The sequence below is a fragment of the Bradyrhizobium sp. 62 genome, from assembly GCF_023073035.1.
GTDB lineage: Bacteria > Pseudomonadota > Alphaproteobacteria > Rhizobiales > Xanthobacteraceae > Bradyrhizobium.
Genome location: NZ_JADPIT010000016.1, coordinates 105,003 through 130,667 on the forward strand (window position 1 = coordinate 105,003; position 25,665 = coordinate 130,667).

Here is a 25,665-nt window from a genome sequence, read left to right on the forward strand (position 1 = left end):
ATCAGATCGCCGCGCGCCTGCTTGATGGCGAGCGCCGCGAGCTCGCGGTCATAGAGCGAGCCTTCGCTCATGACGCGGTCCACGGCGAGGCCGAGTTGCTCCGAGATCTGGTCGAGCGTGATTTCCGGCACGCTTTGATCGCCGCGTCGCGCACTGGCGAGCAGGCGATGGGCGTTCTCGATGGCGCGTTCGCCGCCTTTGACTGCGACATACATGCTTAGCTTCCCTTATTCACGACGCGCGTGGTGCGCGGGATCGCAACCACGGCATCGTCGGCGACCAGCACCACATCGATGCCGCGCGGGAACAGCGTTTCGTTGACGCGCAGGCGCTCGAACAGGTCGAACGGCTTGATCGACGCCTGGAGCGTGGCGACGCCGTCGATGCCGGGACCGCGCAGCTCGAAGCTGCGTCCGGTGTCAAGGCTATCGACCTGGAAGATCAATGTGGTCGAGCGATCCGGATATTCGCTGGTGCCGAGCGCGAAGCGCTCGAGCGAAGACAGCACTCCGCCGTCGCCGATCAGCGCGAAGCTGGCGATCGAGGGATCCTGCACCACCGGTGCGCCGGTGTGGAACTTCAGCCATTTTGTCACGTCGGGGCTTTCCGACATGCGCGCATCGAGCCAGAGCGGCGTGTCGTGGTCGAACAGCGTCAGCGCGATCGCGGCCGTGCCGCGCATCATCGTTTGAGGCGCTCCTGATGTCGGCACGATGCGCTGGACCGATCCCGGCCGCGCCATCGCGTCCATGACCGAGCGAAAGGTCGATTGCGCCGACAGCACCTTGTCGGCGAACCCCGGCGGCAGTTCCGCAATCGTGGTCATGATCTCACCCCTCACCGCGCACCATGGTGTAGAAATCAACCTTCGTCGCGGCGGTCTCGGCCGCCACCTGTTTGCGCTTGGCCATCAGCTGCTCACGCAACGGCGCGATAATGTCCCGCTCCACCGCGCCGCCGAAATCGCTGGACTGCACCAGCGCATCGCACAGCGCGATCAGCCGCGCCTTCTCGCCGTCGCGACCGAGCGTGTAACCGAAGCCGACCTCGCCGCTCGCAAGCCGCACCGCGGCGCGCGACACCGTGGCTTCGCCAAGGCTGAACGGCGCGCCGTCGCCGCCGACCCGGCCGCGCAGCATGACGAGGCCGTTTTCCGGCGCGCGCAGATCCTGATGCGCTGGCAAAGCGAGAGCGCGGAGGCGAGCGGCGATCTCGCCCGCCTCCGCGTGCGCCAGCACGGCCATTGCGGCCTTGCGCTGGGCTTGCTGATTGTTGTGCTGGGTCACCACATCCACCGACTTTTCTGCAGAACTTGCCGAATCCAAGTTGTCTATGATACTAGACAACTTGATAGCGGAGCGCCATGACTGTTTGGTGACAAGGGCGTGATTTCTGGAGTAGCTTCCCGGCCACATGAGCATGCAGGACACAGCTTCCTCCGGCGTCGCATTGTGGCGCCTCGTTGCCGACGGCATCGAGCGCGGCATCGCCGACGGCCGCTTTGCGGCCGGCGACAAGCTGCCGGGCGAGGTGGAGATCGCCGAAACCTATCGCGTCAACCGCCACACCGTGCGGCGCGCGCTGGCCGCGCTTGCGGAGCGCGGCATCGTGCGGGCCGAACGCGGCAGCGGAACCTACGTCGAGGCGCAGAAGCTCGCCTATCCGCTGCGCTCGCGGACCCGTTTCTCCGAGATCGTCGGCGCGGACGGCCGCGAACCGCATGGCCGGTTGATCGAGGCGTCCGATGATGTCGCGACCCGCGAACTCGCGCGGGAACTCGGCCTCAAGACCGGTGCACCGCTGGTGCGGATCGAGGCGATGCGCCTCGCCGACCGCACACCGATCTGCGTCTCCACGACGTGGCTGTCGGCGCAGCTGTTTCCGGGTGCGGGCGACGTCTTTGCCGCGACCCGCTCGATGACGAAATTGCTCGAGCATTACGGCGTCCGCGACTATCGCCGCGGCGCGACCCGGATCACCGCCGGCATCGTTGACGCAACCGACGCCGCACGGCTCGATCTGGCGCTGGGACGGCCGATCCTGGTGGTCGACGCCACCGATCACGATCTCGACGGCAAGCCGCTGGTCACCAAGCATTCGCGCTTTGCGGCGGAGCGGGTGGAATTTTTGGTGGAGTCGTAGGGTGGGCAAAGGCGCACTTGCGCCGTGCCCACCATCCATCCAGTGCTGCGATTGAACTGGTGCGCACGCGGCGCTTTACCACCCTACGAAATCGTGATCAGGCCACCGCCCTTCGCCCAATAATCGCGAAGCGCAGTTTTCCCGAGACGAAATCGATCGCGGCGACCGCGACCAGGATCATCAGGATCAGGAACGACACCTTCTGCCATTCCAGCACGCGGATCTGCTCGGCGAGTTGGAGGCCGATACCGCCGGCACCGACGATGCCGATGATGGTAGCCGAACGCGTGTTCGACTCGATGAAATAGAGCACTTGGCCGGCGATCACGGGCAAAACCTGCGGCAGCAGACCGAAGCGGATCTCGTGCAGCGCACTGCCGCCGGAGGCGCGGATGCCCTCGACCTGCTTCTGGTCCGCGCCCTCGATCGCCTCCGAGAACAGCTTTCCAAAGGCGCCGAAATCGGACACGGCAATGGCGAGCACGCCGGCAAACGGGCCGAGCCCGACCACGTTGATCCAAACCAGCGCCCAGATCAGCGTATCGACGCCGCGGATCGAATCCAGGAAACGTCGAATCGGGAAGCGCAAAATGCTCGACGGCACCACGTTACGCGCGGCAAGAAGACTGATCGGCAGCGCGAACACCGCAGCCAGCGTCGTGCCGAGCAGCGCGATCGACAGCGTCTCGCCCAGCGCCTTCAGATAGATCGGCAGCGACGAGCCGGGATCCGGCGGAATCATCATCAGGCTGATCCAGCCGAGCTGGCTGAGGCCGGCGACGAAGCGCGAGGGCGAGAAGTCGAGATCGACGAGGCCATAAATCAGGATCGCGAGCGCCGCGACGATCATCCCCGGCATGGCGAGCCGCGCCGAGGCCGGCCGGTCGAACACATCGGGGTAGCGCGCGCGAAGCGCGGCGATGTCGATCTCCTGCGGCCCCGTCACGTCCGCGTCTCCCTGCCGAACAGGCGGCCGCGCAGCCAGCCGGTGCTGATGTCGATAATGAAGACCGTGACGATGATGGTGAGCAGGATGGCGCTGACGTCGGAGTAATAGAACTTGCGGATGGCGACGACCAGCTCCTGGCCGATGCCGCCGGCGCCGACGAATCCCATCACGGAGGCCTCGCGGACGTTGATCTCGAAACGCAGCAGCGCGTAGCTGGCATAGCCCGCCGTGACCTGCGGCAGGATGGCGAAGCGCATGCAGGAGAGCCAGCTCGCGCCGGTCGAGCGGACGCCTTCGACCGGCTTCATGTCGGCGTTCTCGACGATCTCGGAGAACAGCTTTCCGAGCGCGCCGGTGGAGTGAATCGCAATGGCCAGTACGCCCGCCATCGGTCCGAGCCCGAAGGCGATCACGAAGATCAGCGCAAACACGATGCCGGGCACCGTGCGGGCGAATTCAAGCAGGCGCCGCACCGCGAACCGCAGCCAGGGCGCGGGCGAGGTGTTTTCAGCCGCGAAGAAGTTCAGGCAGAAGGCAAAAGTCGCGCCGATCAACGTGCCGACATAGGAGATCAGCAGGGTCTCGCCCAGCATCCTCAGCCATTTGCGCCAGCCCCAGAGCCACTCGCCGACATCGGTCCAGACCCGCTGCCCGCTGTCGAGTGTGAGGATGCGGTCGAAATAGCTGATGAAGTTGCTGTAATGGGCGAACAGCGTCCGCAGATTCACTTCCGCGCCGATCGCCGCCAGAAGCAGCGCAGCGGCGAACACCACGGCTCCGAACAGGAGGCGCCCTCGCCTGCGCGCGACCGCCTGGCGATAGGCGGCGTTGAGCACGGCGAGCTGCTGCTCGGGAAGGATCGAAACCGCGACGGTCATCTGATCAGGAAAGGTGGTCGATCAAAGAGAAAGAGCCGGGTCCATCGACCCGGCTCCAGTGGCATCGTCCCGAAACTCAGGACGCCTTCTTCTTACGCAGCGCATCGACGAACTTGATCAGCTCGATCGTGCCATCCCAATCCTTGGTGGTCGCGGGATGAAAACCTTTCTTCTGGCCGTCCTGGAGGCGGTCGAAGGCAGCCTTGTCCTTGGCCGGCGCGTCGAAGAACGCCTTCGCGATCGCGGCCTTGGCCTCTTCCGGCAGGTCGGAATTGTAGGCATAGGGGCCGTTGATGATCGGCGCCGACTTGTGGATGATGCGGAAATCATCCTTCTTCATCGCCGAGCCATCGGCATTCTTCAGCATGCCCTTGGTCAGCATCTGCGCCAGCGTCGAATCGTCGTCGCTGGTCCACTGGTTGGCCGCGACGTCGACCGTGCCCTGCGCAAGTGCCAGGATCGCGTTCTCGTGGCTGCCGGTGAAGACGACCTTGCTGAAATAGGTGTCGGCGTCCGCGATGCCCATTTTGTCGAGCTCGAAACGCGGCACGTTGTTGCCGGAGGTTGAGTTCGGGTCGACCAGGCCGAGGTTCTTGCCCTTGAGCTGGTCGATGCTCTTGTAGGGGCTGCTCGCCTTGACGAAGAACACCGAGTAGTAGCCGGTAGAGCCGTCGGAGTTGATGTCGTTCGCGAAGGCGTCGGTCTTGACGCCGGTCAGGCGGGCGCGGGCAAACGACGCTGAGCCATAGCTTGCGATATGAATGTTGCCGGCACGCTGACCTTCGATGACGGCCGCGTAGTCGTTGGCGATGCGCAGCGTGACTTTCACGCCCAATTCCTTGGAGAGATAGTTCATGAACGGCGCCCAGCGCTCGGTGACGCCCGAGGCGTTTTCCGCCGGAATGACCGCGAAGGTCAGTTCGGGATATCTAGCTTTCCAGTCCTCGGCGGAAGCCGAGGTCGTGAACGCGAGCGCGGCGGCGCCGGCAAGAATCAATCTGCGAGTGATCATGATAGCCTCTTCATTGGTTGAGGTCGGTTGACGCAAAACTGGTGGGTCCTGATGCGGCGCCGCTCAGGCGGCGGCCGCCGTTCCAAGCACCGGAATGCCCTGTCGCACCGGTGCGAGCGTGCCGCCCATGACATCGGCGGCTTCGAGATCGTAGAGCTCGCGCGCAACGTGCTCGGTCAACTCAGCCGGTGCGCCGTCGAACACCACGCGTCCCTGCGCCATGCCGATCAGGCGGTCGCAATAGCTGCGCGCCAGGTCGAGCGAATGCAGATTGCAGAGCACGGTGATGCCAAAATGCTTGTTGATGCGCAAAAGCGCATCCATGACGATCTTGGTGTTGCGCGGATCGAGCGAAGCGATCGGCTCGTCGGCGAGGATGATGTCGGGCTGCTGCACCAGCGCGCGGGCGATCGCGACGCGCTGCTGCTGGCCGCCGGAGAGTTGGTCGGCGCGCTGGGCTGCTAGCGGGGCGATGTCGAACTGCTCAAGCGCGGACATCGCCAGCGCCTTGTCCTGCTCGGGCCAGGTCTGCGACAGCGAGCGCCAGGCCGGCATCGTCGCAAGCCGTCCCATCAGGACGTTGGTGAGAACGTCGAGCCGGCCGACCAGATTGAACTGCTGAAAGATCATCGCCGAGCGCGCCCGCCACTGCCGCAGCTCCTTACCGCGCAGCGCCGTGACGTCGAGGCCGTCGAACAGGATGCGGCCCTGCGAAGGGGCCGCGAGACGGTTGATGGTCCGCAGCAGGGTCGACTTGCCGGCGCCGGACCGTCCGATCACGCCGACGAAGCCGCCGGGAGAGACTTGAAACGAGGCGTCGTCCACCGCGGCTTTCACGCCGAAGCGACACGTTAGACCTTCAACCACCAGCATGCAGGGCTCCAGAGTAGCTGGGACCCACCGCTAACGCCGGCGCTTGACACTTGTGTGACACGAACGTTGCGGTGCGGCGATCCTACACACATCATCCCCTGTTCATCCCCTGTCATCGCGGCGTCATGACATTGTCATCAAGCCGCTCGAAGAGAAACGCCCGCCCTCTCGTTCGGATGCAACATGGCCGCCAAAGCTCTTTCGGTCCAGCCGACCATCGATCCCTCGGCGAAGCTGCACGACGCCAGGCTTGGCGCCTATACCGAGGTCGGCGCGCGCACGATGCTACACGAGGTGACGATGGGCGATTACTCCTATGTCGTGAACGACGCCCAGATCACCTACACCACCATCGGAAAGTTCTGCTCGATCGCGGCGATGACACGGATCAATCCGGGCAATCACCCGATGCACCGCGCCACGCAGGCGCACTTCACCTATCGTTCGAGCGCCTATTTCGAAGGCGAGAGCGACGACACGGAATTCTTCGACTGGCGGCGCCAGCATCACGTCCATATCGGGCATGACGTCTGGATCGGCCATGGCGCGATCGTGCTGCCGGGCCGCAACATCGGCACCGGCGCGGTGATCGCGGCCGGCGCCATCGTCACCAAGGACGTTCCGGCCTACACCATCGTCGCCGGCAATCCGGCGCGCATCGTTCGCCGGCGGTTCTCGGAAGAGCTTGCCGGACGGCTCGCCACCCTCGCCTGGTGGGATTGGGATCACGACAAATTGCGTACAGCACTGCCCGATTTCCGCAAGCTCGGGATTGAAGATTTTCTCTCGACATACGAAGCACGAGCAAGTTCTCTCAACAATTCTGTTAGCAGCAAACCAAGCGCAGTCGCGTGACAGACATTTTCCTTGAGGGCGGCCGAACCCTGATCGGCTCCGAGCTCGTCGAAACTTCTCTTGCCCTGTCCGGAACGGACATCGCAGAGATCGATGCCTCTCGCGGCCGGGCGCGGCTTGCGATCGACGCGCGCAACCTGCTGGTCCTGCCTGGCATCGTCGATCTGCATGGCGATGCCTTCGAGCGGCAGATGATGCCGCGCGCCGGGGTCGATTTTCCGATCGACGTGGCGCTCGCCGATAGCGACCGCCAAGCGATCAGCAACGGTATCACCACGGTGTTTCACGCCACGACCTGTTCGTGGGAGCCGGGCCTGCGCAGCGCCGACAATGCGCGCGGCCTGATGGAGGCGATCGAACGGCAGCGCCCGCAATTCGCGGCCGACACCCGCTTTCACCTGCGCCACGAGACCTATAATCTCGACGCCGAAACCGAGATCAGCCAGTGGCTCAGCGATGGCCGCGTCGACCTGTTCGCCTTCAACGACCACATGGACGGCACGGTTGGGGACATGGCCAAGCCGCGCAAGCGCAATCGCATGGTGGAGCGCACCGGCCTGTCGGGCGAGGATTTCGACCGGCTGGTCCGACACGTGCTTTCGTACGCCAGCGAGGTCCCTGCTTCGGTGTCACGGCTGGCCGCCGCGGCCCGCGCCGCCGGGATGCGGATGCTCTCGCACGACGACGCAACGCCGGCGATGCGCGAGGGCTTTCGCGCCATGGGCGTGGCGATCGCGGAATTTCCGATCAACGAGGAGACGGCGCGGGCGGCGGCAAGCCACGGCGACGACATCGTCTACGGCGCACCGAACGTCGTGCGCGGCGGCAGCCACACGGGCTGGACCAAAGCATCCGACATGATCGCCAAGGGGCTCTGCTCGGTGCTGGCCTCGGACTATTACTATCCCGCGCAGCTGCTCGCTGCGTTCCGCCTCGCCGCCGATGGCGTGCTGCCGCTGACCGAGGCCTGGAACCTGGTCTCCGCCGCGCCGGCGCGCGCGACCGGCCTTGCCGATCGCGGCGTGCTCGCGGAAGGCCGGCGCGCGGATATTGTGCTGGTCGATGACAGCGTGCCGCTGCGGCCGCGGCTGATCGCCGTGATATCGGGCGGCAAGCTCGTGCATCTCACCGACGCGGCGCGGTTGCTTGGCATGGCAGCTACCCCGCGCGAAGCTGTCGTCGCGGCATAAACCCGCTATGCTCGGACGATGACAAGTTTCCCCCGCTACGCGATCTATTTTGCCGCAGGCAGCGACAGCGCCCTCTCCCGCTTCGGCGCGGAGCTGCTCGGTTACGACGTCTATACCGGCAATGAGCTGCCCTTTCCCGCCGACGCATCGCATCTCGCGCCGGATTGGCGCGACATCACCGCCGATCCTCGCAAATACGGTTTTCACGGCACACTGAAAGCGCCGATGGCGCTGGCGCCGGGCAGGACGGAGGCGGAGCTTTTGGCGGCCTGCGTGGCCTTCGCCGGCGAGGCGCGGACGATCCCGGTGATCCGCCCGATTGTCGATGCCATCAGCGGCTTCATCGCGGTCATTCCGGCCGAGCCGGTCGATGCGCTCCAAGAGTTCGCCGCCGATTGCGTCCGCGCGTTCGATGGCTTTCGCACCGCCCTGACGGCGGAAGATCGCGCGCGGCGCAAGCCCGAGAAGCTCAGCGAGCGGCAGCGCGACTATCTCGACCGCTGGGGCTACCCCTACGTGATGGAGGAATTCCGCTTCCACATGACGTTGACGGGGCGGCTGGACGCGGAGCGCCGCAGGCCAATTCTGGAGACGCTGCGCGCGCGGTTCGCGGCGCTCCGGCTTGATGCGCTGGCGATCGATCGCATGGCATTGTTCAAGCAGGATGATGCGGGAGCAAGGTTTCGCATTGTAGGCGAGTGGGCGTTGGCGAGATAGCTTCCTCAAGCTCCGTCATTGCGAGCGCAGCGAAGCAACCGTCATTGCGAGCGCAGCGAAGCAATCCAGCTATTTCCGCGGCACGGATTCTGGATTGCCTACGTCCGCGGAAATAGCCTGGCTTGCTTCGTCGCTTCGCTCCTCGCAACGACGATGAGTGAGTTACTTCCCCCACCGCAACGCCAGCGCATCGCGCTCCTTCGCGAGCTCCAGCAGCCCGGCCCGCGTCGCCGGGTGCAACGGCTGCAGCGGATGCCGCACCGTGTCCGACTTGATCACGCCGCCGGACTGCATCATCGCCTTGCAGGCGATCAGGCCGCATTGGCGGTTTTCGTAGTTGATCAGCGGCAGCCAACGTTCGTAGGCGGCTTTGGCCTCTTCACGCTTGCCGGCGAAATAGGGATCGACGATCTGGCGGATGCCGTCGGGATAGCCGCCGCCGGTCATCGCGCCAGTTGCGCCGGCGTCGAGATCGGCGAGCAGCGTGATCGCCTCCTCGCCATCCCAGGGCCCCTCGATATCGCTGCCGCCGGCGTCGATCAGGCTGCGCAGCTTTGCAGCCGCGCCCGGCACCTCGATCTTGAAATAGCGGATGTTGGAGAAGTCGCGCGCCAGCCGCGCGAGCAGTTCGACCGACAGCGGGGTGCCGGCGACAGGCGCGTCCTGGATCATGATCGGAATCTTGATCGCGGCCGACAGCACCTTGAAGAACTCGACCACGCCTTTTTCGGGCACGCGGAAGGTGGCGCCGTGATAGGGCGGCATGACCATGACCATGGCGGCACCGGCCGCCTCGGCCTGTTGGCTCCGCGCGGCGCAGACGGCCGAGCTGAAATGCGTGGTCGTGACGATCACGGGAACGCGGCCCGCGACATGCTCCAGTACCGCATGCATCACGGTCTCGCGCTCGGCATCCGTGAGCACGAACTGCTCGGAAAAATTGGCGAGAATGCATAGACCATTCGAGCCTGCGTCGATCATGAAATCGATGCAGCGGCGCTGTCCCTCGAGGTCGAGCTCGCCGCGCTCGTCGAAGATGGTGGGTGCGACCGGGAACACGCCGCGATAGGGGCGCTGGGCCTTGTGTTGGGGCGTGACCGGCATCGAACTCTCCATCCCTGATATCTCTTACATCTGCCGCGGCGCTCGCGCAGCGTCACAGATGTACCCGCCGCGCGCATCTGCGGCAATGCCGATCGCGCGACGTAGGGAGGGAAGATTGTCGAAGTTATGCGGTCCTCACCGCGCCCAAAAAGCCCTCGACCGCCACGCGGAGACGATCGGCGTCGGCGGACATTTTCGACACGGACACCGACAGCACCGAACCGGCATTGCCTGTCTCCTGGTTGAGCCTGGCGACGCTGCCGATGGTGTCGGTGACCTCGCGGGTTCCCTGCGCGGCCTGCTGGAAGTTGCGGGAGATCTCGGTGGTGGCAGCGCGCTGCTGTTCGACCGCGGCCGCGATCGCCGTCATCTTCTCGTCGATGCCGCTGATCGCGCCGCCGATCGCGCGGATGGCAGTGACCGCCTGGCCCGTCGCGCCCTGGATCTCCGCGACCTGGCGGGAGATCTCTTCCGTCGCCGTCGCCGTCTGCGAGGCGAGGCTCTTGACCTCGCCGGCGACCACGGCGAAGCCGCGGCCGGCTTCGCCCGCGCGCGCAGCTTCGATGGTGGCGTTCAACGCCAGCAGATTGGTCTGTCCTGCGATGGCGTTGATCATCTTCACGACCTCGCCGATGCGGCCAGCGGTCTGATCGAGGATCTCGACCGTCGCATTGGTCTGCGCTGCCTGCGACACGGCTTCACGGGCCTCGCGTGCGCTGGCCTGCACCTGCGCGGAGATCTCGCCGACGGACGCGGAGAGTTCTTCGGTTGCGGCCGCGATGGTCTCGAGATTGTTGGTGGCCTGTTCGGCGGAGGACGAGACCGCCGCGGTCTGGCTGCTCGATTCTGACACCAGCGAGCGCACGTCGGTCGCGGTGGCATCGAGCTCCTTCGTCGACGCCGCAACGCTGTGAATGACGGCTTGCACGGTGTCGTCGAAACTGCGGCAAGCCGCATCGACGGTACCGGAGCGGGCGAGCTGCAGCGCCTGCTGCGATTCGCGTTCCCGGCCCAGGCGTTCCGCGGTCGCCGCGCTCTCGCGCAAGCTTTCGAGCGCGGCGGCCATGGTGCCGAACTCGTCGGGATACCTGGATTGCGGGACGGGTGTCGCGTAGTCGCGGGCGCTGATCTTGGCGATGGCATCCAGGATGGCACGCACCGGGCGCATGAGGCGGTTGCGGATCACGTACACGCCGGCCAGGGTCACGGCGAGCGCGAGCAGGAACGCGAGCGACTGCACGACGAGATTGGTGAGCGCCCTAGCCTGCACCGTCTCCGCCCGGACGATCGACTGGTCGAGCGCCTTGTTCGCCACCGCGACGATGGACGCGAAGGGTGACTGACACAGCGTATTCCATTCCGCGGCGGGCATCGCGGGCTTGCCGCTGCCGTCGAAATTCTTGGTGAGGTCGCCGATCTGCTTGAGGGCACCGTCGGTCTTGGCCTTCGCGTCCGTCGCTGCCGTCACCAGCTCCGCCGCCACGCCCGGCGCAGCCAGCAACTCGGCCATGCCCGCCCAGCCGGAGGTGATCGTGCCATCCCACTGCGCCACTGACCGCTTCTGAGCGTCGTCGAGCGGCTTGCTGCCGTTGACGTTGGAGCGCAGCGACGAACAATGGATTCCATAGCGATCGCGCACCTGCCAGGCGAAGCGCCGGACCTGGATCATGCGTGCAATGAAGGGGTCGTCCATCCAGGCACGGTTCGACACGGCGGTGGAGGCGAGGTTGGCCGTTTCGATCACCTTGGTGACGGCATCATACCAGGAGTTGGTGCGCTCGATCTTGCGCTCGGCACGCGGACGCTTGGCTTCATCGTAGAACAGCTGGAATTGCGGCGCCGCGGCGCTCCAGCCCTGCTTCAATGTGCCGGCGAGTTCATCGCGGCGGGCGAAGTCGACGGTGGCAAGCGCGGCGCCGATCGCGTCATAGCCGCCCTGCTCGGCCTTCTCTGCCGCCTCTAGTTTTGCCCGTGGATCATCCTCGCCGAGGATCGCGCTCTGCGCATCGCCACGATTGTTGCGCAGCGCCAGCACGCCATGGAAGATCGCCTTGTCGGCCGCGGCAAGCCGCGCGGTCTCGAGACTGTCGCTATAGCGGCCGAACGCCCCGACCATCTGGATCGCCGTGGAGGCCAGCGCACCCGCGGCCAGCAGGGCCATCAAGGTCAGGAGGAGCGAACTTACCGATTTCTTAAACATTGCCATGGTGTCGGGGCCTATTCTTTCGAGCGCCACCTTGCCCGCGACATGCCAATGTTCCGTTAAGGTTTTAATCGAATGGGCTTGAAGTTCCGGCCCGACGAGCCTCAGTACAGCCCCGGATATCACGCAACCTTGGTGAAATCCGGCGGGCGGCGCTCCGCAAATGCCGTGAAGGCCTCGCGCGCCTCGGCGGTACGCAGGCGCAGTCCGAACTGCTCGCCTTCGGCATTCATCTGCGCGACCAGCGCCTCGCCATTGCGCATCAGCTTCTTGGTGGCGGTCAGCGCGCCGGCCGGCTGACGGGCAAGACGCTGCGCCAGCGCGAGCGCTTCGGCATCGAGCTTGTCGAGCGGCACCACGCGGTTGGCGAGCCCCCATTCCAGAGCGGATTTGGCCGGCACGGTCTCGCCCAGCGCGAACATCTCGTAGGCCCGCGCGTAGCCGATGCGCGCCGGCATCAGCAGGCTGGAGGCGGCTTCCGGCACCAGCGCAAGGCTGACGAAGGGCGTCGACAATTGCGCGTTGTCGGCAAGCACGACGAGATCGCAATGCAGCAGCATCGTGGTGCCGACGCCGACGGCGCGGCCCTGCACCGCCGCAACCAAGGGCCGGGTGCAGCGCGCCAGCGACTGGATGAAGCGCACGACGTTGCGGCTTCCTTCCGACTTGCCCGCTGCGACCGCGGCGAATTCGCCGACGTCGTTGCCGGCAGTGAACATGTCACCTTCGCCGCGGATCAGGATCACGCGGGCCGACGCATCCGACTCGGCGGATTCGATGGCGTCGGCAAGTATGCCGTACATCGCATCCGTCAGCGCGTTCTTCTTGTCGGGGCGCGCCAGCGTGAGCGTGAGAATTCCGCCGTTGTTCTCGATCCGGACTTGGTCAGTCATTCGTTCGCTCCTCTTGGGAATTTATCCTGAATGCTCGTCAGCCAGCGCGCGACGACGTCGATCTCCGCGCCGGTAAATCCTTCCGTCAATGCCGCATTGACCTTTGCTGCGCTGGCCTTCGCCTGCGCCAGCGCCGTTCGCCCCTTCGGCGTCAGCCAGACGCGCCAGGCGCGACCATCCTCGTGATCCGCGCGCCGCTCGACCAGTTTAGCCGCCGCCGTACGGTCGACCAGCCCCGAGATGCCGGCCGGCCCCATGTCGAGCGCCGCGCCGGCCTCGCCCATCAGGACGCCGTCCTGCTTGCCGAGGATGAACAGGAGTCCTGCCTGCGCCGGCGTGACCTCGCTCGAAGGCTGCCCCGCCATCCAGCGCTGCACGCGGCGTTGGGCCACGCTCAACAGGTAGATCAGCCGATGATGCCCCGAGCCGGCCGCTTTATTTCGCATGCGAAATATATAATCGAAGCGGCCCGGAATGTCAAAGGACGGAGCTGGATCGATGTGCCACGGCATCGTCGAGCAACCGGCCGCACCGGCGCACCAGAACCTCACCCACCAATCGCAATTAGTCGCCGCCGCCCCGCTTGACGATCGCTTCTTTCTGTGTTCCCTATTCGTTCTATTCAATCATAGATTGTCCCGGAGACCTTTCGTGATGAACAGTATGCGTGGCGAGAACCAGCCGACCCAGCTCGTAATTCATAATGACGATGATACGCCGGACCAATTCGTGATGGATCTGCTTCGGCAGGTTTTCGGCAAATCAGACCGTGAAGCGACCGCGCTCATCACCCAGATCGAGCAGAAGGACAAGGCGGTTTGCGGGCCTTACCCGCAATCGGTTGCCGAAGCCCTTTTCAAATCTGCGCAATTATCCATCGAATTGGCCGGCCACCAACTGCAGGTCACGCTAGAGGCGGTCAAGACTCCTTGCGAACTCTGTGGCAAGCCTGAGGGACAGACCGACGTTCGTATCGGCGACCGAACGGTATGGCTGTGCAGCGACTGCATGCGTGCGGCGTATGAACCCTCGAACGAACAAGAGGAAGATTTCGACTTTGCTTGCGACGTTCTCGATTGGCACCTTGCCAGCACCGCGCGCAGCAAACTCGTGACCACGATCCGCCAATTTCCCGGCCACATGCGGGTCGATCTTCAAGCCGCGGTCGACCGGCTCTTCGGCAAGGCCATCCGGCTGGTGGGACTGAACGAGGAGCAGCGCTACGAAACGCTGTCGATCCCACGACTGCTCAAGGAGGGCCGCTATGCGATCGCGATTGCCCCGCTGCAATATTCCGACGTCGATGTAGGCGAGAAGAGCCCGGTCAAGTGTCTGGATAACGGACTATGGCTGTGTGAGCAGGATCATCTCCGCTATGCGGTTTTGCTCTGCGCACACCGCGAATACAGTCGCGAGCCCGGAATTCGGATTGAGATCCTGGTGCCTTCAGGTTCCGCAGGCGCGGCTCTCGTCCAGCGATGCTTCGATGAATTGGAAGAAGCCGTACAGGCTGCGCGGACCTATCGCGGCAAGATCCTGTCGCTCGATGCCGACTCCGACTATCGCGGTCGCTCGCGCGGCATCACGGTGCATCGCTTGCCGCAGGTCGCGCGCGACGAGGTGATCCTGCCGGAGCAGACCCTGCGGCTGCTCGATCGCAACGTTCTGACCTTCGTCAACACCCGAGACCAATTGCGCCGGCTGGGTCAATCGACACGCAAAGGCATCTTGCTGTACGGGCCGCCGGGCACTGGCAAGACCCACACGATCCGCTATCTCGCAACGCATTTGCCCGGGCATACGACGCTGATCATCATGGCCGAGCAGATCGGTCTGCTCGGCGCCTATATGAGCCTGGCACGGCTGCTCCAGCCGTCGATGGTGGTGATCGAGGATGTCGATCTCATCGCCCGCGACCGCGATGACATGGGACCGTGTGAGGAATCCATGCTGAACAAGCTGCTCAACGAGATGGACGGGCTGAAGGAAGACGCCGACATCCTGTTCGTCCTGACCACCAACCGGCCGGAGGACCTCGAGGGAGCTCTCGCGGGTCGCCCCGGCCGCATCGATCAAGCCATCGAAGTGCCGCTGCCCGACGAGACCGGCCGCGGCAAGCTGGTCCGGCTCTACGGCAGGGGACTGCCGCTCGAGGGCGCGGTGATCGCGGAGGCTGCCCGACGCAGCGAGGGCACCAGTTGCGCCTTCATCAAGGAGCTGATGCGGCGGCTGGCGCAAGGAAGCATCGCACGGGACGGCGGCAACACCGTGATCTCCGCCGATATCGACGAAGCCCTTGACGACATGCTGTTCTCCGGCGGCCGGCTCAACGCGCAGCTGCTCGGCGGCGCGCAGGCAATGGCCGCCGGGTGACGCTCCGAAGTGGCGCGCCGGCTACGGCGCGCAGGTGAAGCTCGACGCCGCCGTCACCGGACCGCTCTTGTAGTGGGGCCAGGCCGGCCAGCGGCACAGCGGCAGCGCGCGAAGCGTCGCGAAGGACGGCGCCTCGACTTTCTGCTCGGCGACTTCGAGGTCGCCGGGCGCCTTGCCCTTTTCGACCCAGTCGACCAGCGCGCTCAGCATGTCGACATTGGCCGGCGCGCCGGAGCCGACATGGTCGACCCCGGGCGCGGTGTAGAGCCGCGCGAATTCGGCCGTCTCGGCCTTGCCGAGCTTGCGTTCGACGCTCTCGAAATAGCGGATGCCGGCATAGGGGCTCTGCGCGTAGTCCGCCATATGTTCGAGCATGATCAGCCGGCCGCCGCGAGCGCGGAAGCGGCTGAGGTCGGGATCGGTGGAATCCATCAGGCTGGAGACCTCGAGCAGCCGCCCCTTGTGCTCTTCGGGCTTATAGGTCGTCACGTCGAGCTTGGGATCGCGCGCGAACACATATTGGATGCCGCCGGCACCGTAGATCCAGGCGATGCCGTTATTGGGCGCAGGCGGCTGCGCAGGAGACGCCGTGCCGAGCCACCATGCGACCCAGCCGCCGGTCGGCCCAACCGCCGGCGTGTCCTCGCCCGACACGCCCCAGCCCGGATAATCATCGAGACCATTGGCGAGGGGAAACGGGAATTTGTAGGTCGCATGGAGGGTGTCGATCGCCTTGATCTGCGCGTCGGTGAGGCACTGATCGCCCGTCTTGCCGCTCGCGCAACGCAGCGTCTCCGCCTTGAACGCCGCCTTGCAGGACACGGGATCTTGCACCAGCGCGTCGTCGGAGCCGTCGGCCTTGTCGCAAGCCGCGCGCACGGCGTCGCCGACGAGCTTCACCTGCGCCGGATTGATCCAGCCATCGCCCATGGTCACGAGACCCGAGCGGGTGCCGGCATGCTGCAGGCCGACCCAGTTGATGACGGGCACGCGGGCAAAGATGCCGTCGAAATCATCGGGATAGCGCTGTGCCATGGTGAGGCCTTCGCGGCCGCCTTCGGACGACCCCATGAAGTACATTTTCTCAGGCCTCTTGCCGTAGGCGCGCTGCATCAGCGCGACGGCGGCATCGCGTACCTTCTTGTAGGCGCGATGGGCGAAATTCTCGAAGGCTTCGTCGTTGAGCGCGAACAGCTGCGGCGGTTCGCCGGGCTTGGACTCATGACCGGAATCGGTGCCGTAGGTGACGAACCCGCGCGCGAGCGGCGACGGCTTGTCGAAGGGATAGGCCGGCGGCAGCGTCAGGCCCGTGATCAGCACGCCGTTGAATCCGCCCCCGCCATATTGCAGCGAGCGGCCGTTCCATTCGACGGGAAGATTGACCTGAAATCTGATCGGCGGCGCCTTGGGATCGGTGGGATCGATATGGCCGAGCACCTTGCAGAAGCCGGGATTGACGGGCGTGACGCGCCCCGACGGCGTCGGGCCGCGTTCGGCGACGGCCAGTTGCGACGGCGCCAGCAACGTCGCCGAATCGATCTTCACGGCGTCAGTGCCGCCGACCAGGCCCTTGCAGACGGCGTCCGCATCCTCGGCCAGCGTCACCGCTGCAGCGGAGTTCGCGCCCAGTGCAGTCACTGCGCCCACGAGCAATACACACAGCTTCGCACGCACTTGCGCCATCGTTTCCCCCTGCACTTTCTGTTCGCGTTCGTTCCGCCAGGAGGCCGTATTCAAGGCGCCTTCCGACCCGCCGTCAATGACGCTAGTGCTCAAACACCAGCCGCGCGCCGACGGTGCCCTCGAGGCTGCGGATCTGCTGCAGCAGCGCGCCTGAATCTTGGCCGCCGAGGTCGGCGTCGAGCACGACGTAACCGAGGTCGCCGGAGGTCTCCAGATATTGCGCGGCGATATTGATGTCGCGCTGCAGGAACACTTCGTTGAGCCGGCGCAGCATGCCGGGCACGTTGCGATGGACGTGGCTGAAGCGCGCGCCGGAGGGGCGCAGATGCAGCTGCACCTCCGGAAAATTCACCGCCCCCGTGGTCGAGCCGGTGATGAAGAAGTCGACCAGCTTGCGCGCGACCTCGCCGCCGATGCGCTCCTGCGCCTCCTCAGTCGAACCGCCGATATGCGGGGTGAGGATGACATTGCCGAGGCCCTGCACCGGGCTCTTGAAGCGATCGGAGTTCGAGGACGGCTCGACCGGAAACACGTCGATGGCGGCGCCCGCGAGGTGACCGTCGCGCAGAGCTCCCGCCAGCGCATCGAGATCGACGACGGTGCCGCGGCTGTTGTTGATCAGGAGGGAGCCGGGCTTCATCGCCCGCAGCTCCTTCTCGCCGATCATCCCTGATGTCTCCGGCGTTTCCGGCACATGCAGGCTGACGACGTCGCTCTGCGCCAGCAGCTCTTCCAGCTTCTCGACCGGCTCGGTGTTACCGTGGCGGAGCTTGTCGGTGCGGTCGAAATAGATCACGCGCATGCCGATCGCCTCGGCCAGCGTCGAGAGCTGCGAGCCGATATTGCCGTAGCCGATGATGCCGAGGGTGCGGCCGCGCACCTCGCGGCTGCCGGTCGCCGACTTGTCCCAGCCGCCCTCATGGGCTGACACCGAGCGCGGGAAGATGCGCCGCAGCAGCATCACGATCTCACCGATCACGAGCTCGGCGACGCTGCGCGTGTTGGAGAACGGCGCGTTGAACACTGGAATGCCGCGCTTGCGCGCCGCCAGCAGATCGACCTGGTTGGTGCCGACGCTGAAGCAGCCGACGGCGAGAAGCTGGTCGGCCGCTTCCAGCACCTGATCGGTGATCTGGGTGCGCGAGCGGATGCCGAGCAATGACACGCCTTTGAGCGCCCGCCGCAAATCCTCGCCGTCCAGTGCCTTGGTCAGGCGCTCGACATTGGTGAAACCCGCCGTTCTGAACAGGTCCACGGCGCTGTCGTTGACGCCTTCAAGCAGCAGCGCCTGCGCGCTCCGCTCAGGGCTTTGGCCTGGGACTGACATGAAATCTCCGTGGGTCACAGCTTCGCCGCAGCTCATAGACCGCGGGGGATGCGCAGCACAATAGGGTTCGGATACGGGGAGAAGATGGCGGGCGCTCGTCAGATCACGTAAAACCCGTGCGTGCCGTCCAGACGCAATTGTTCGACCAGGCCATACTCCCAGTCGAGATAGGCCTGCATCGCACGCTCGTCGACACCGGTGCCTTCATAGGGGCGGCGGTAACGGTGGGCGGGGTCGGGCTTGGGCAGGACGTGCGGCGGACCGATTTCGAGCGTTCCGTCATAGCCACCTTCCCGCACATAGACCTCCCAGCCCATCTGCGCGAGCCAGGACGCCGTCATGTCGGCGCGGACGCCCTTGTCATCGGTCAGCGCGATGCGCGCGCCGCGCACCGGTGCGGCCATATCGGTTTCCTGGACCAGCTGTCCGCCGGGATAGTGACGAAACCCCGGGAGATGGCCGGCGGCATATTCCTCGGCGTCACGCACATCGAAGCGATAGAGCGTGCGATCGGTCTGCGCGACAAGCGCAGCCATCTCGCTCGCGTCGACATGGCGGACACCGGCGCGATAGGCGACGTCGCGCGCATTGGCCGAGCCGCCCTCGAACGGCCCGATCGCGCCACGCCGGTCGGCACCCTGGTCCAGCGTATGCCGCGCCAGCGTCCAGCCGATGGTGCCGTTACGCAGCGCCCGGACCTTGTTCGGCGCGCCGGCATTGATCAGCGATTGGGTGCCGATGATCGAGCGGGTGCGGCCGGCGCAATTCACGATGATGGTGGTGTCGGCATCGGGTGCCGCCTGCCCTGCCCGCAGCACCAGCTCCGCGCCGGGCACGCTGACCGAGCCCGGGATGTTCATGGTGGCATATTCGTCGAAGCGGCGAACGTCGAGGATGGCGATGTTGGCCTTGTCCGCGATGAGTTTTGCCACCTCGTCGGCACTGAACGACGGCGTGTGCCGGCGCGACTCGACCAGCTCGCCAAAGGCTTTTGAGTAGGAGTTGACGTCCTCGAAGATTTGATAGCCGGCGTCGCGCCAGGCCTTCAGCCCACCATCGAGCGCGCGGACATTGGTATAGCCGAGCGCGGCCAACCGCTCGGCGCCGGCAGTGACGAGGCCCTCGCCGTCATCATAGAGCACGATCGCCACGTCCTTGCGCGGCAGCCGCACCTCGGCTTCGATCCCGATCCGGTCCGCGGCCATGTTGGCAGCAAACAGCGGATGTCCCGTCGCGAAACCAGCCTCGTGCCTGAGATCGAGCAGAGCGATCTCCGCGCGGAGCAGCAGTGCACGGCGGATATCGGCGGGTGTGACGGTCGAAGGCTTCATGAGACAGGCAACCTTGGGAGACTTGAACGGGACTGGTTCTTGAATGATTGCCGGCCGGTTGGCCAGCCCGATCCGGGGGGTATGGCTCCGACCGGCGGGCGCGCCCACCGTGGTCCCCGGCTGAAAATCGTTTCGTATGCCGCGCTTGAGGGCTAAAGTTCCGAATCGTCTGGGGAGGGGCGCAATATGAAAGTGCTAAAATTCCTGGTGGTGTTTCTGGCGCTTCCGGGCGTCGCCATGGCCGCGCTCACCAATGCCGAACGCAATCGCAATTCGAGCGGGCAATGGCCTCGATCATGGCCGCAGCGACGCCGGCCGTACACCCAACGCTTCGCGACACGCTGATCAAGGACTATCTCGCCTGCAAACCCAACAAGGGACAGGCCGTGGAGCTCGTCAATGCGAGCTACCTTCGGACCTGCGAACAGGACGACGCTTCGGCGACGGGAGACCGTGCACTGGAATCCTGTCAGCTTCGCTACGGCAAGCCATGCGCCCTGCTGGCGGTCAACGAGGAAATCGTCGCTGAAGGCGAGCTCGCGTCGAGAGACATGCCGCGGCTGCATTATGCAGGCAAGTACGACTTGTCGCAGATTCCAATCATCCGGCGGATCACGCGACAGCGCCCTGACGTGCAGAACTACGACAAGGCCATGGAGCCCAAGGCGATCGCGATCCATCCCTGGGGTAAGCTGTTCATCTCGGCAGGGGACCCCAGCCTTAAAGACGCCCAGACCTCCGCGCTTGCGAAATGTAACAGCGATCCCGCGCGGAACGGCCGGGATGGCGGCTGCTTCGTCTACGCCATCAACAACGACATCGTCCTCGACGAACGGCGCATGCAGGCGAAGTGATACGACGACGGCGGCTCACCCGGGCAACACCAAGCCCTGTCGAAGCAGTCCGCCCGTTCACTCGCCCGGCACGAGCTGCCCGAGCGGTGACTGGGCCGGCCGCCGCAGCTTGCGGCGCGACAGATAAAGCAAAATGCCGGTGACCACGAACAGCGGCATCAGCGCGGCCGCGATCATGAACGCAAGTTTGCCGGGCCAACCCAGAATCGCACCGCGGTGGATGTCGAGCACATTCGCAATGATCTTCTCACCGAACGTCTTGTCGGCGTAGCGTTCCGCAGAAACGAATTGGCCTGTGACGGCATCGACGCGGAATTCGTCACGGGTGGTGTCGAGGGGCGAGTCTTTCCCCCAGGAGCGGATCCGGATCGTCGTCCCCGAACCGGCCGGCAGCGTCAACAGAGCCTTGGAGAAGCGGCTGCCCTCTTCGTGCAGGAAGGCGCCCCACGCGCGATCAAAGCCGATCGGCTGTGCCGTCTCGCTGGCGCCGGCGCCACGCGACGCCTTTGCAGGCATCTTCGGCTGCATCTTCGCCGAGGCGGCCTGCGGGCGCGACAGCAACCAGACGGCACCGTCCTTGTACCAGTCGAACGAGTACCACAGCCCGGTCAGCGTCATCACCAGATAGACCGGCAGGACCCAAGTGCCGATCACCGCGTGCAGCGAGCGATGGAGGCCGCGTCCGCTGAGGCCGAGATTGGGCTTCAGCCACATCTTCGCGCTGCCTGCACGCCGCGGCCAGCGCAGCACGAGGCCCGAGATGAGCACCACGATCAAGCCGAGCGCGGCCACGCCCGTGATCTGACGCCCCCAGCCCTTGGCGTCGCCGGGAATCAACAGCCAGCGATGCAGCTTGCGCACGGTCGCGAAAAACTCTTCGCCGCGAGGTGCGCCCAACACGCGCGCGTCATAGGAATCGACATAGAGCGAGGACGGCCGCGCGCCTCGTTCGTCGCGGGCGAAGCGCACATGCACCGCGGCGGAGGGATCACTTGCTAGCGTCACGGCGGAGACCTTGCCGACATCCTGCGCCGCAGTCAGGCGCGCAACCAGTTCGTCCGGCATCAGCGCCGGTGACTGGCGCGGCGCGACCTGCATGATGCCGGCGTTGAGATGATCGACGATCTCATCCTCAAAACTCATGATCGCGCCGCTCAACGCGATCACAGCAAGCAGCAGCGCGAGCACGAGGCCGGCGATGGAATGGACCTGGTGGAGGGCGGCCTTGATCGCGCGCCAGCACTCACGCATCGGCGCCGGTCCTTCTGGTCTGCACGACCGGGAAATCGGCTTCCTCGCGCCACACTGTCATCGCTAGAACTTCACCGTCGCCGACAGAGATACCCGGCGTGCGTCGCCGATCGCGACGTTTAAGGCGTTCCCGGTGGTGGACGTATAATAGACCTTGTCGAACAGGTTCTTGACGTTGAACTGATAGGTCACCGGCAGATTGTCGACTTTGGTGTCGTAGGTCGCAAAGATGTCCGCGACGGTATAGGCCGGCATGAAGAACGTGTTGGCGGCGTCGCCCGGTCGGTCACCGACGTAGTGCGCGCCACCGCCAAGCCGCAGACGTCCGGGCAGCGCATCGCCGAAATCGTAGACGAGATAGAGCGAAGCCGTGTTCATGGCGGCGTTCAGGAGCTTGGCGTTACCGACAGCGGGATCATTGATCAGCCGGGCATCGGTATACCCATAACTTCCGATCAGGCTCCATTGATCGGCTAGTTTGCCGGTCACGTCCAATTCGACGCCGCGCGACCTGGCCGCGCCGGAGGCACGCGCCGCCGACTTGCCTCCGCCAATGTCATCCAGCACCAGCACATTCTTCTTCTGGATGTCGTAGACGGCCAGGGTGCCCGACAGCCGCTTGTTGACATCGAACTTCAGACCGGTCTCCCATTGCGTTCCTTCTTCAGGCGCGATGGTGGAGTCGACGACAAAGCCGGTGGTGAACGCCGCGATGACCGATGTCGGCTTCAGCGACTGCGTATAGCTCACGTAATATGAGAGCTGATCGTTCAGCTTGAAGATGACGCCGCCTAGCGGCAGCACCTTGTCACCCGCCAAATTGGTGTTTGTGATGAAGTTCGGCCGGCCTTTTCCCGCGAACTGCTCGTATTCCATCCAGCGCACGCCTCCGACCACGGACAGCCAGTTGGTCAGATGGAAGGTGTCCTGGGCGAAGAAGCCGCGGGTGCCGAGTTTGTCCGTCTGCTCGCTGTCCACTGGCGAAACGGTCGTGCCCGGCACGACCAGCCCGTAGATCGGGTTGTAGAAATTGAAGCTCGCCGTCGCCTGCCGAATCAAATCGTGGCGGTCGATCGTGCGATAGAGCGCCTCGCCTCCGAACAAGATCTCGTTTCGGAAGCCGCCGACCCAGACGTCACCCTGCAGATAGGAGGTGCCGTAGCTGGCGTTGCTCAGCGAGTTACGCGTGCCGTCGTTGCTGCGGGTCTCGACGCCAGTCGTCGCGTTGACGCCGGTGATGCGAAGTTGGTTGGCACTGAACGTCTCGGTGTTGTAGCTGTAGGCCGCCGTGACCTTCCAATTGTCGTCGAGCTTCTGCTCGACCGAGGCCTGCACCAGGTCCGAGATGCCCCACATGTTGTTGAAGGGCTCGTCGAGCCGGCGCGTCTTCGGGATCGCCAGCGGAGCGCCCTTGACGAAGGCAGTGCCGCGGTCGAATGGGTAGATGAATTCGCGGTGCTCATAGGTGAGCTGGACCGTCGTGGTGTCGCCGTACCAGGCCAGCGACGGGTTCACCAGCATTTCCCTGTGGCGGCCGAAATTGCGCCAATAGTCCTCGCTGACGCCGTAACCGACGAACCGATAGGCAAGGCCTTGGTCGCCGATCGGACCGGTGATGTCGAGCGTGCCGTCGGCGCCGTTGCGATTGTTCGCGAATGTCGAGCCGAGCAGCGTGACCGAACCGTGCTGGTAGAGCTCGGGACGCTTGCTGATGGTGTTGACGATGCCGCCGGGGTCCATGATGCCGTAAAGTAGCGATGCTGGCCCCTTCAGCACCTCAACGCTTTCGACCGCGGCGTTCAGGCTGCGCCCCTGCACCAGCGGCATGCCGTTGCGCATGATCGAGCCGTCGCGGTTGTCGCCGAAGCCACGGCGGATCACGGCATCCTGGGTGCCGGCGAGCGTGTTGGTCTGGGTGATCCCGCTGATGTTGACCAGCGCGTCGTCGATATTGCGTGGCAGCTGGTCCTTCAACACCTGCGCGGGCACGACGTTAACGGATTGCGAGGTGTCGAGCGGAGAGGCCCCGCTGCGCAGCGTCGTCGCGCTCGGCATCGCGCGGTAGCCGAGCTTTGCGGCTTGTTGCGCGGCGACATCAGCCGCGGCGCGTTCCGATGGCGTCGGAGCCGCGGGGGTGGTGGCATTGCGGCTGCGCTGACGTGCGGCCGCTTGCGCCCGGCGTTGAGATGTTTCCGATGCGCGCGCCGTTTTCGGCCGCGGCGCCGGCGCTTCCACCGTCACCGGCGGCAGTGCGGATTGGGCCTGCGCGGTCGCCGAGCTGGAGAAAAATTCGGCGAGCAGCACGGCCGCTCCGATGAGAAGAACCGCGCGGCTGTCGCCGGCAGGCGTTCGACGGCCGCTGACGCGCTGGCCGTCCAGATAGACACGCACTTTCGATTCACTTCCAGGTCAGACGCAGAAGCTGGCGCGTCTAACAGCCGCTGTGCGTGAAGAGAACCGCAAGCGGACTTGAATCGCTCTAGTGTTGAATGGTTCTAGGCTATAGTCGCGCTATTCGGCAATCCTCGATTGATTGCGCAGCGGTCGCGACATGCAGCGCGCCAATTCGCGGCAACTTGTCACGGTTTTGCGCATTCTCACGCGATAGCGGGAGCCGTCAGCTCGTCGAGCTTCCGCTTGAGCGCGGTGCCGTCGGACAACGCCCGGAGCGGCGGCCGCACGCGCAGCCAGCTCGCATCGCCCGTCTGTGCCGCGAGGATGGCTTTCAACGTCGTGAGGAAGGATGGTGATTTCACCACGATGTCCACGGCAGCCTGCATGCGTGCTTCGACATCCTTGCCGTCGATCATCGCCTTGACCAGCTCCGGCGCGATGTTGGCCATGCCGCAGATGGTGCCGGCACCGCCGGCGGCGATCGCGCGGGCGATGTCAACTTCGTTGCCGACGGTGATGGCGAGCTCGGGAGCGGCGGCACGGAACGCCTGAAACTGCTTGAAGTCGCCGCTGGAGTCTTTCAGGCCCGCAACGACCTTGCCGTAGCGCTTGCGCAAATTCGCGGCGACGCCGGTCGGGATCGCGACACCCGAGATCTGCGGGATATGATAGAGGTAGGCGCGCAGGCGATCGTCGGCGACGCGGTCGAGGATCGCCGCAAACGCATCCTCGATACCCTCAGGGGTGACGCTGCGGTCGAAGTAAGGCGGCAAATACAGCACGTGACGCAGGCCGAGACCGAGCACGGCGCGCGTCAGAGCGATGCTGTCGCTGATCGCGGGGAAGCCCCCGCCGATTCCAATGCGGTCCGGCGCGACGCCGGCCTTGAGCACGGCTTCGATGGTCGCGACCCGTTCGGCGACATTGAACGAGGTGCCCTCGCCGGTGGTGCCGAACAGCACGACACCGTCGACGCCCTTGGCGAAGAGTTGCTTGGCGTGGGCGGCGAGCTTTGCGGAGTCCACGCTGCCGTCCGTCGCCAGCGGCGTCGCCGACGCCACCCAGAGCCCGCGAATTGCCTCGGTCATTACACTAGCCTTGTTTTTGCTTTACTTTCCACCTTGTACCTTACATACAACAAACGCGCAAACCCTTTCCGCCGTCATGGCGGACATAACACGCAGCCAGATTCCGAGGAGGTCTCGCATGAACATGGTGACCCCTATCCAGCGGCCCGACCAACTGTTCGGCGCCCTGCGCGACAGGCTCGGCGCGGCTGCTGTGCTTGTCGGCACCGACGTGCCCGCGCGCAATTGCAACGACTGGAGCGCGAGCCTGCCGCAAACGCCGCTGGCGGTGATCCGCCCGGTCGACGCGCAAGGCGTGGCCGACGCGATTCTGACCTGCCGGCAGGCGCATCTGCCGTTCGTGCCGCAGGGCGGATTGACCGGGCTGTGCCGCGGCGCATCGCCTGAAGCAGGCTGGGCCGCGATCTCGCTCGAGCGCATGAGCGGCATCGAGGAGATCGATCATGCCTCGATGACGATGACGGTGAAAGCAGGCACGCCGCTTCAGACGATCCAGCAGGCGGCCGACGAAGCCGGCTTCTTCTTTCCGCTCGACCTCGGCTCGCGCG

At 65.1% G+C, this 25,665-nt stretch carries 24 protein-coding genes; 7 read left to right on the top strand and 17 right to left on the bottom strand.

All coding sequences use genetic code 11. The annotated features are described in order from the left end of the window. The 3 genes from IVB47_RS19470 to phnG all read right to left on the bottom strand — a co-directional run. On the bottom strand, window positions 1-215 hold a 215-nt coding region (locus IVB47_RS19470), incomplete at its 3' end, for a carbon-phosphorus lyase complex subunit PhnI (RefSeq protein WP_247463428.1). Between the two features lie 2 nt (window positions 216-217). Beyond that, window positions 218-826: a phosphonate C-P lyase system protein PhnH gene (gene phnH / locus IVB47_RS19475; RefSeq protein WP_247463430.1), complete on the bottom strand. Its 609-nt coding sequence runs from the start codon at window positions 824-826 to the stop codon at window positions 218-220. 4 nt (window positions 827-830) lie between these two features. Further along, window positions 831-1,295, bottom strand: coding sequence for a phosphonate C-P lyase system protein PhnG (gene phnG / locus IVB47_RS19480; RefSeq protein ID WP_247463432.1), 465 nt, complete (start codon window positions 1,293-1,295; stop codon window positions 831-833). Between the two features lie 118 nt (window positions 1,296-1,413). Between phnG and phnF the strand changes: the two genes are divergently transcribed. Then, complete coding sequence (gene phnF, locus IVB47_RS19485; RefSeq protein ID WP_247285655.1) at window positions 1,414-2,142, top strand: phosphonate metabolism transcriptional regulator PhnF; 729 nt, start codon at window positions 1,414-1,416, stop codon at window positions 2,140-2,142. 97 nt (window positions 2,143-2,239) lie between these two features. Here the strand turns inward: phnF and phnE (IVB47_RS19490) are convergent, their stop codons facing one another. The 4 genes from phnE (IVB47_RS19490) to phnC all read right to left on the bottom strand — a co-directional run bounded on the left by phnE (IVB47_RS19490) (window position 2,240) and on the right by phnC (window position 5,854). Then, window positions 2,240-3,001, bottom strand: a complete 762-nt coding sequence (gene phnE / locus IVB47_RS19490; protein ID WP_247358116.1) for a phosphonate ABC transporter, permease protein PhnE — start codon at window positions 2,999-3,001, stop codon at window positions 2,240-2,242. A gap of 83 nt (window positions 3,002-3,084) precedes the next feature. Further along, window positions 3,085-3,969, bottom strand: a complete 885-nt coding sequence (phnE, locus tag IVB47_RS19495; RefSeq protein ID WP_247463434.1) for a phosphonate ABC transporter, permease protein PhnE — start codon at window positions 3,967-3,969, stop codon at window positions 3,085-3,087. Between the two features lie 76 nt (window positions 3,970-4,045). Then, the gene (gene phnD / locus IVB47_RS19500; protein WP_027565753.1) at window positions 4,046-4,981 is read right to left on the bottom strand and encodes a phosphonate ABC transporter substrate-binding protein; all 936 of its coding nucleotides are present in this window, start codon (window positions 4,979-4,981) and stop codon (window positions 4,046-4,048) included. A gap of 63 nt (window positions 4,982-5,044) precedes the next feature. After that, window positions 5,045-5,854 carry a phosphonate ABC transporter ATP-binding protein gene (gene phnC, locus IVB47_RS19505; protein ID WP_247285653.1) on the bottom strand — a complete coding sequence of 270 codons (810 nt, stop codon included), beginning with the start codon at window positions 5,852-5,854 and terminating at the stop codon, window positions 5,045-5,047. 183 nt (window positions 5,855-6,037) lie between these two features. On the opposite strand from phnC, the gene IVB47_RS19510 reads away from it, so the two are divergent. From IVB47_RS19510 to IVB47_RS19520, 3 genes are read left to right on the top strand one after another with little or no spacing between them, the layout of a single operon-like run. Further along, the gene (locus tag IVB47_RS19510) at window positions 6,038-6,709 is read left to right on the top strand and encodes a chloramphenicol acetyltransferase (RefSeq protein ID WP_247463435.1); all 672 of its coding nucleotides are present in this window, start codon (window positions 6,038-6,040) and stop codon (window positions 6,707-6,709) included. Beyond that, window positions 6,706-7,899, top strand: a complete 1,194-nt coding sequence (locus IVB47_RS19515) for an alpha-D-ribose 1-methylphosphonate 5-triphosphate diphosphatase (protein WP_247463437.1) — start codon at window positions 6,706-6,708, stop codon at window positions 7,897-7,899. The genes IVB47_RS19510 and IVB47_RS19515 overlap by 4 nt, the downstream gene beginning before the upstream one ends. An 18-nt stretch (window positions 7,900-7,917) precedes the next feature. Further along, the gene (locus IVB47_RS19520; protein WP_247463438.1) at window positions 7,918-8,616 is read left to right on the top strand and encodes a DUF1045 domain-containing protein; all 699 of its coding nucleotides are present in this window, start codon (window positions 7,918-7,920) and stop codon (window positions 8,614-8,616) included. Window positions 8,617-8,778: 162 nt separating this feature from the next. Here the strand turns inward: IVB47_RS19520 and IVB47_RS19525 are convergent, their stop codons facing one another. The 4 genes from IVB47_RS19525 to IVB47_RS19540 all read right to left on the bottom strand — a co-directional run bounded on the left by IVB47_RS19525 (window position 8,779) and on the right by IVB47_RS19540 (window position 13,262). Next, window positions 8,779-9,720 carry a dihydrodipicolinate synthase family protein gene (locus IVB47_RS19525; protein WP_247463440.1) on the bottom strand — a complete coding sequence of 314 codons (942 nt, stop codon included), beginning with the start codon at window positions 9,718-9,720 and terminating at the stop codon, window positions 8,779-8,781. A gap of 124 nt (window positions 9,721-9,844) precedes the next feature. After that, window positions 9,845-11,926 (bottom strand): methyl-accepting chemotaxis protein, encoded by a 2,082-nt coding sequence (locus IVB47_RS19530; RefSeq protein ID WP_247463442.1) that lies wholly within the window; start codon window positions 11,924-11,926, stop codon window positions 9,845-9,847. Between the two features lie 119 nt (window positions 11,927-12,045). Then, window positions 12,046-12,816 carry an enoyl-CoA hydratase gene (locus tag IVB47_RS19535; protein WP_027565760.1) on the bottom strand — a complete coding sequence of 257 codons (771 nt, stop codon included), beginning with the start codon at window positions 12,814-12,816 and terminating at the stop codon, window positions 12,046-12,048. Then, a complete protein-coding gene (locus IVB47_RS19540; protein ID WP_027565761.1) occupies window positions 12,813-13,262 on the bottom strand; it encodes a MarR family winged helix-turn-helix transcriptional regulator in 450 nt (149 codons plus the stop codon). The genes IVB47_RS19535 and IVB47_RS19540 overlap by 4 nt, the downstream gene beginning before the upstream one ends. A 208-nt stretch (window positions 13,263-13,470) precedes the next feature. Here IVB47_RS19540 and IVB47_RS19545 point away from each other — a divergent pair, with 208 nt between their 5' ends. Continuing rightward, window positions 13,471-15,189 carry an ATP-dependent Clp protease adaptor ClpS gene (locus IVB47_RS19545; protein ID WP_247464038.1) on the top strand — a complete coding sequence of 573 codons (1,719 nt, stop codon included), beginning with the start codon at window positions 13,471-13,473 and terminating at the stop codon, window positions 15,187-15,189. Between the two features lie 21 nt (window positions 15,190-15,210). Here IVB47_RS19545 and IVB47_RS19550 read toward each other — a convergent pair whose 3' ends face one another. From IVB47_RS19550 to IVB47_RS19560, 3 genes are all read right to left on the bottom strand, one after another. Beyond that, a complete protein-coding gene (locus tag IVB47_RS19550) occupies window positions 15,211-16,872 on the bottom strand; it encodes a tannase/feruloyl esterase family alpha/beta hydrolase (protein WP_247463444.1) in 1,662 nt (553 codons plus the stop codon). Window positions 16,873-16,954: 82 nt separating this feature from the next. Then, window positions 16,955-18,199: a phosphoglycerate dehydrogenase gene (gene serA, locus IVB47_RS19555; protein ID WP_247285640.1), complete on the bottom strand. Its 1,245-nt coding sequence runs from the start codon at window positions 18,197-18,199 to the stop codon at window positions 16,955-16,957. Window positions 18,200-18,297: 98 nt separating this feature from the next. Next, the gene (locus tag IVB47_RS19560; protein ID WP_247463445.1) at window positions 18,298-19,530 is read right to left on the bottom strand and encodes a rhodanese-like domain-containing protein; all 1,233 of its coding nucleotides are present in this window, start codon (window positions 19,528-19,530) and stop codon (window positions 18,298-18,300) included. 284 nt (window positions 19,531-19,814) lie between these two features. Here IVB47_RS19560 and IVB47_RS19565 point away from each other — a divergent pair, with 284 nt between their 5' ends. Continuing rightward, window positions 19,815-20,384, top strand: coding sequence for a hypothetical protein (locus tag IVB47_RS19565; RefSeq protein WP_247463448.1), 570 nt, complete (start codon window positions 19,815-19,817; stop codon window positions 20,382-20,384). Window positions 20,385-20,441: 57 nt separating this feature from the next. On the opposite strand, the gene IVB47_RS19570 is transcribed toward IVB47_RS19565, so the two are convergent. From IVB47_RS19570 to IVB47_RS19580, 3 genes are all read right to left on the bottom strand, one after another. Further along, window positions 20,442-21,635 carry a PepSY-associated TM helix domain-containing protein gene (locus IVB47_RS19570; RefSeq protein WP_247463450.1) on the bottom strand — a complete coding sequence of 398 codons (1,194 nt, stop codon included), beginning with the start codon at window positions 21,633-21,635 and terminating at the stop codon, window positions 20,442-20,444. A gap of 63 nt (window positions 21,636-21,698) precedes the next feature. Continuing rightward, on the bottom strand, window positions 21,699-24,026 hold the full coding sequence (locus tag IVB47_RS19575; RefSeq protein ID WP_247463452.1) for a TonB-dependent siderophore receptor: 2,328 nt from the start codon (window positions 24,024-24,026) through the stop codon (window positions 21,699-21,701). Window positions 24,027-24,232: 206 nt separating this feature from the next. Continuing rightward, on the bottom strand, window positions 24,233-25,117 hold the full coding sequence (locus IVB47_RS19580; protein WP_247463454.1) for a dihydrodipicolinate synthase family protein: 885 nt from the start codon (window positions 25,115-25,117) through the stop codon (window positions 24,233-24,235). Between the two features lie 118 nt (window positions 25,118-25,235). On the opposite strand from IVB47_RS19580, the gene IVB47_RS19585 reads away from it, so the two are divergent. Further along, the coding region (locus tag IVB47_RS19585) for an FAD-binding oxidoreductase (RefSeq protein ID WP_247463456.1) at window positions 25,236-25,665 on the top strand (430 nt) is incomplete at its 3' end.

Coding starts and splice junctions, on each gene's coding strand:
- phnH (WP_247463430.1), bottom strand. CDS start 826: ATGACCACGATTGCGGAACTGCCGCCGGGGTTCGCCGACAAGGTGCTG.
- phnF (WP_247285655.1), top strand. CDS start 1,414: ATGAGCATGCAGGACACAGCTTCCTCCGGCGTCGCATTGTGGCGCCTC.
- phnE (WP_247358116.1), bottom strand. CDS start 3,001: ATGCCGGGGATGATCGTCGCGGCGCTCGCGATCCTGATTTATGGCCTC.
- phnE (WP_247463434.1), bottom strand. CDS start 3,969: ATGACCGTCGCGGTTTCGATCCTTCCCGAGCAGCAGCTCGCCGTGCTC.
- phnD (WP_027565753.1), bottom strand. CDS start 4,981: ATGATCACTCGCAGATTGATTCTTGCCGGCGCCGCCGCGCTCGCGTTC.
- phnC (WP_247285653.1), bottom strand. CDS start 5,854: ATGCTGGTGGTTGAAGGTCTAACGTGTCGCTTCGGCGTGAAAGCCGCG.
- IVB47_RS19510 (WP_247463435.1), top strand. CDS start 6,038: ATGGCCGCCAAAGCTCTTTCGGTCCAGCCGACCATCGATCCCTCGGCG.
- IVB47_RS19520 (WP_247463438.1), top strand. CDS start 7,918: ATGACAAGTTTCCCCCGCTACGCGATCTATTTTGCCGCAGGCAGCGAC.
- IVB47_RS19525 (WP_247463440.1), bottom strand. CDS start 9,720: ATGCCGGTCACGCCCCAACACAAGGCCCAGCGCCCCTATCGCGGCGTG.
- IVB47_RS19530 (WP_247463442.1), bottom strand. CDS start 11,926: ATGGCAATGTTTAAGAAATCGGTAAGTTCGCTCCTCCTGACCTTGATG.
- IVB47_RS19535 (WP_027565760.1), bottom strand. CDS start 12,816: ATGACTGACCAAGTCCGGATCGAGAACAACGGCGGAATTCTCACGCTC.
- IVB47_RS19540 (WP_027565761.1), bottom strand. CDS start 13,262: ATGCGAAATAAAGCGGCCGGCTCGGGGCATCATCGGCTGATCTACCTG.
- IVB47_RS19545 (WP_247464038.1), top strand. CDS start 13,471: ATGAACAGTATGCGTGGCGAGAACCAGCCGACCCAGCTCGTAATTCAT.
- IVB47_RS19550 (WP_247463444.1), bottom strand. CDS start 16,872: ATGGCGCAAGTGCGTGCGAAGCTGTGTGTATTGCTCGTGGGCGCAGTG.
- serA (WP_247285640.1), bottom strand. CDS start 18,199: ATGTCAGTCCCAGGCCAAAGCCCTGAGCGGAGCGCGCAGGCGCTGCTG.
- IVB47_RS19560 (WP_247463445.1), bottom strand. CDS start 19,530: ATGAAGCCTTCGACCGTCACACCCGCCGATATCCGCCGTGCACTGCTG.
- IVB47_RS19565 (WP_247463448.1), top strand. CDS start 19,815: ATGGCCTCGATCATGGCCGCAGCGACGCCGGCCGTACACCCAACGCTT.
- IVB47_RS19570 (WP_247463450.1), bottom strand. CDS start 21,635: ATGCGTGAGTGCTGGCGCGCGATCAAGGCCGCCCTCCACCAGGTCCAT.
- IVB47_RS19580 (WP_247463454.1), bottom strand. CDS start 25,117: ATGACCGAGGCAATTCGCGGGCTCTGGGTGGCGTCGGCGACGCCGCTG.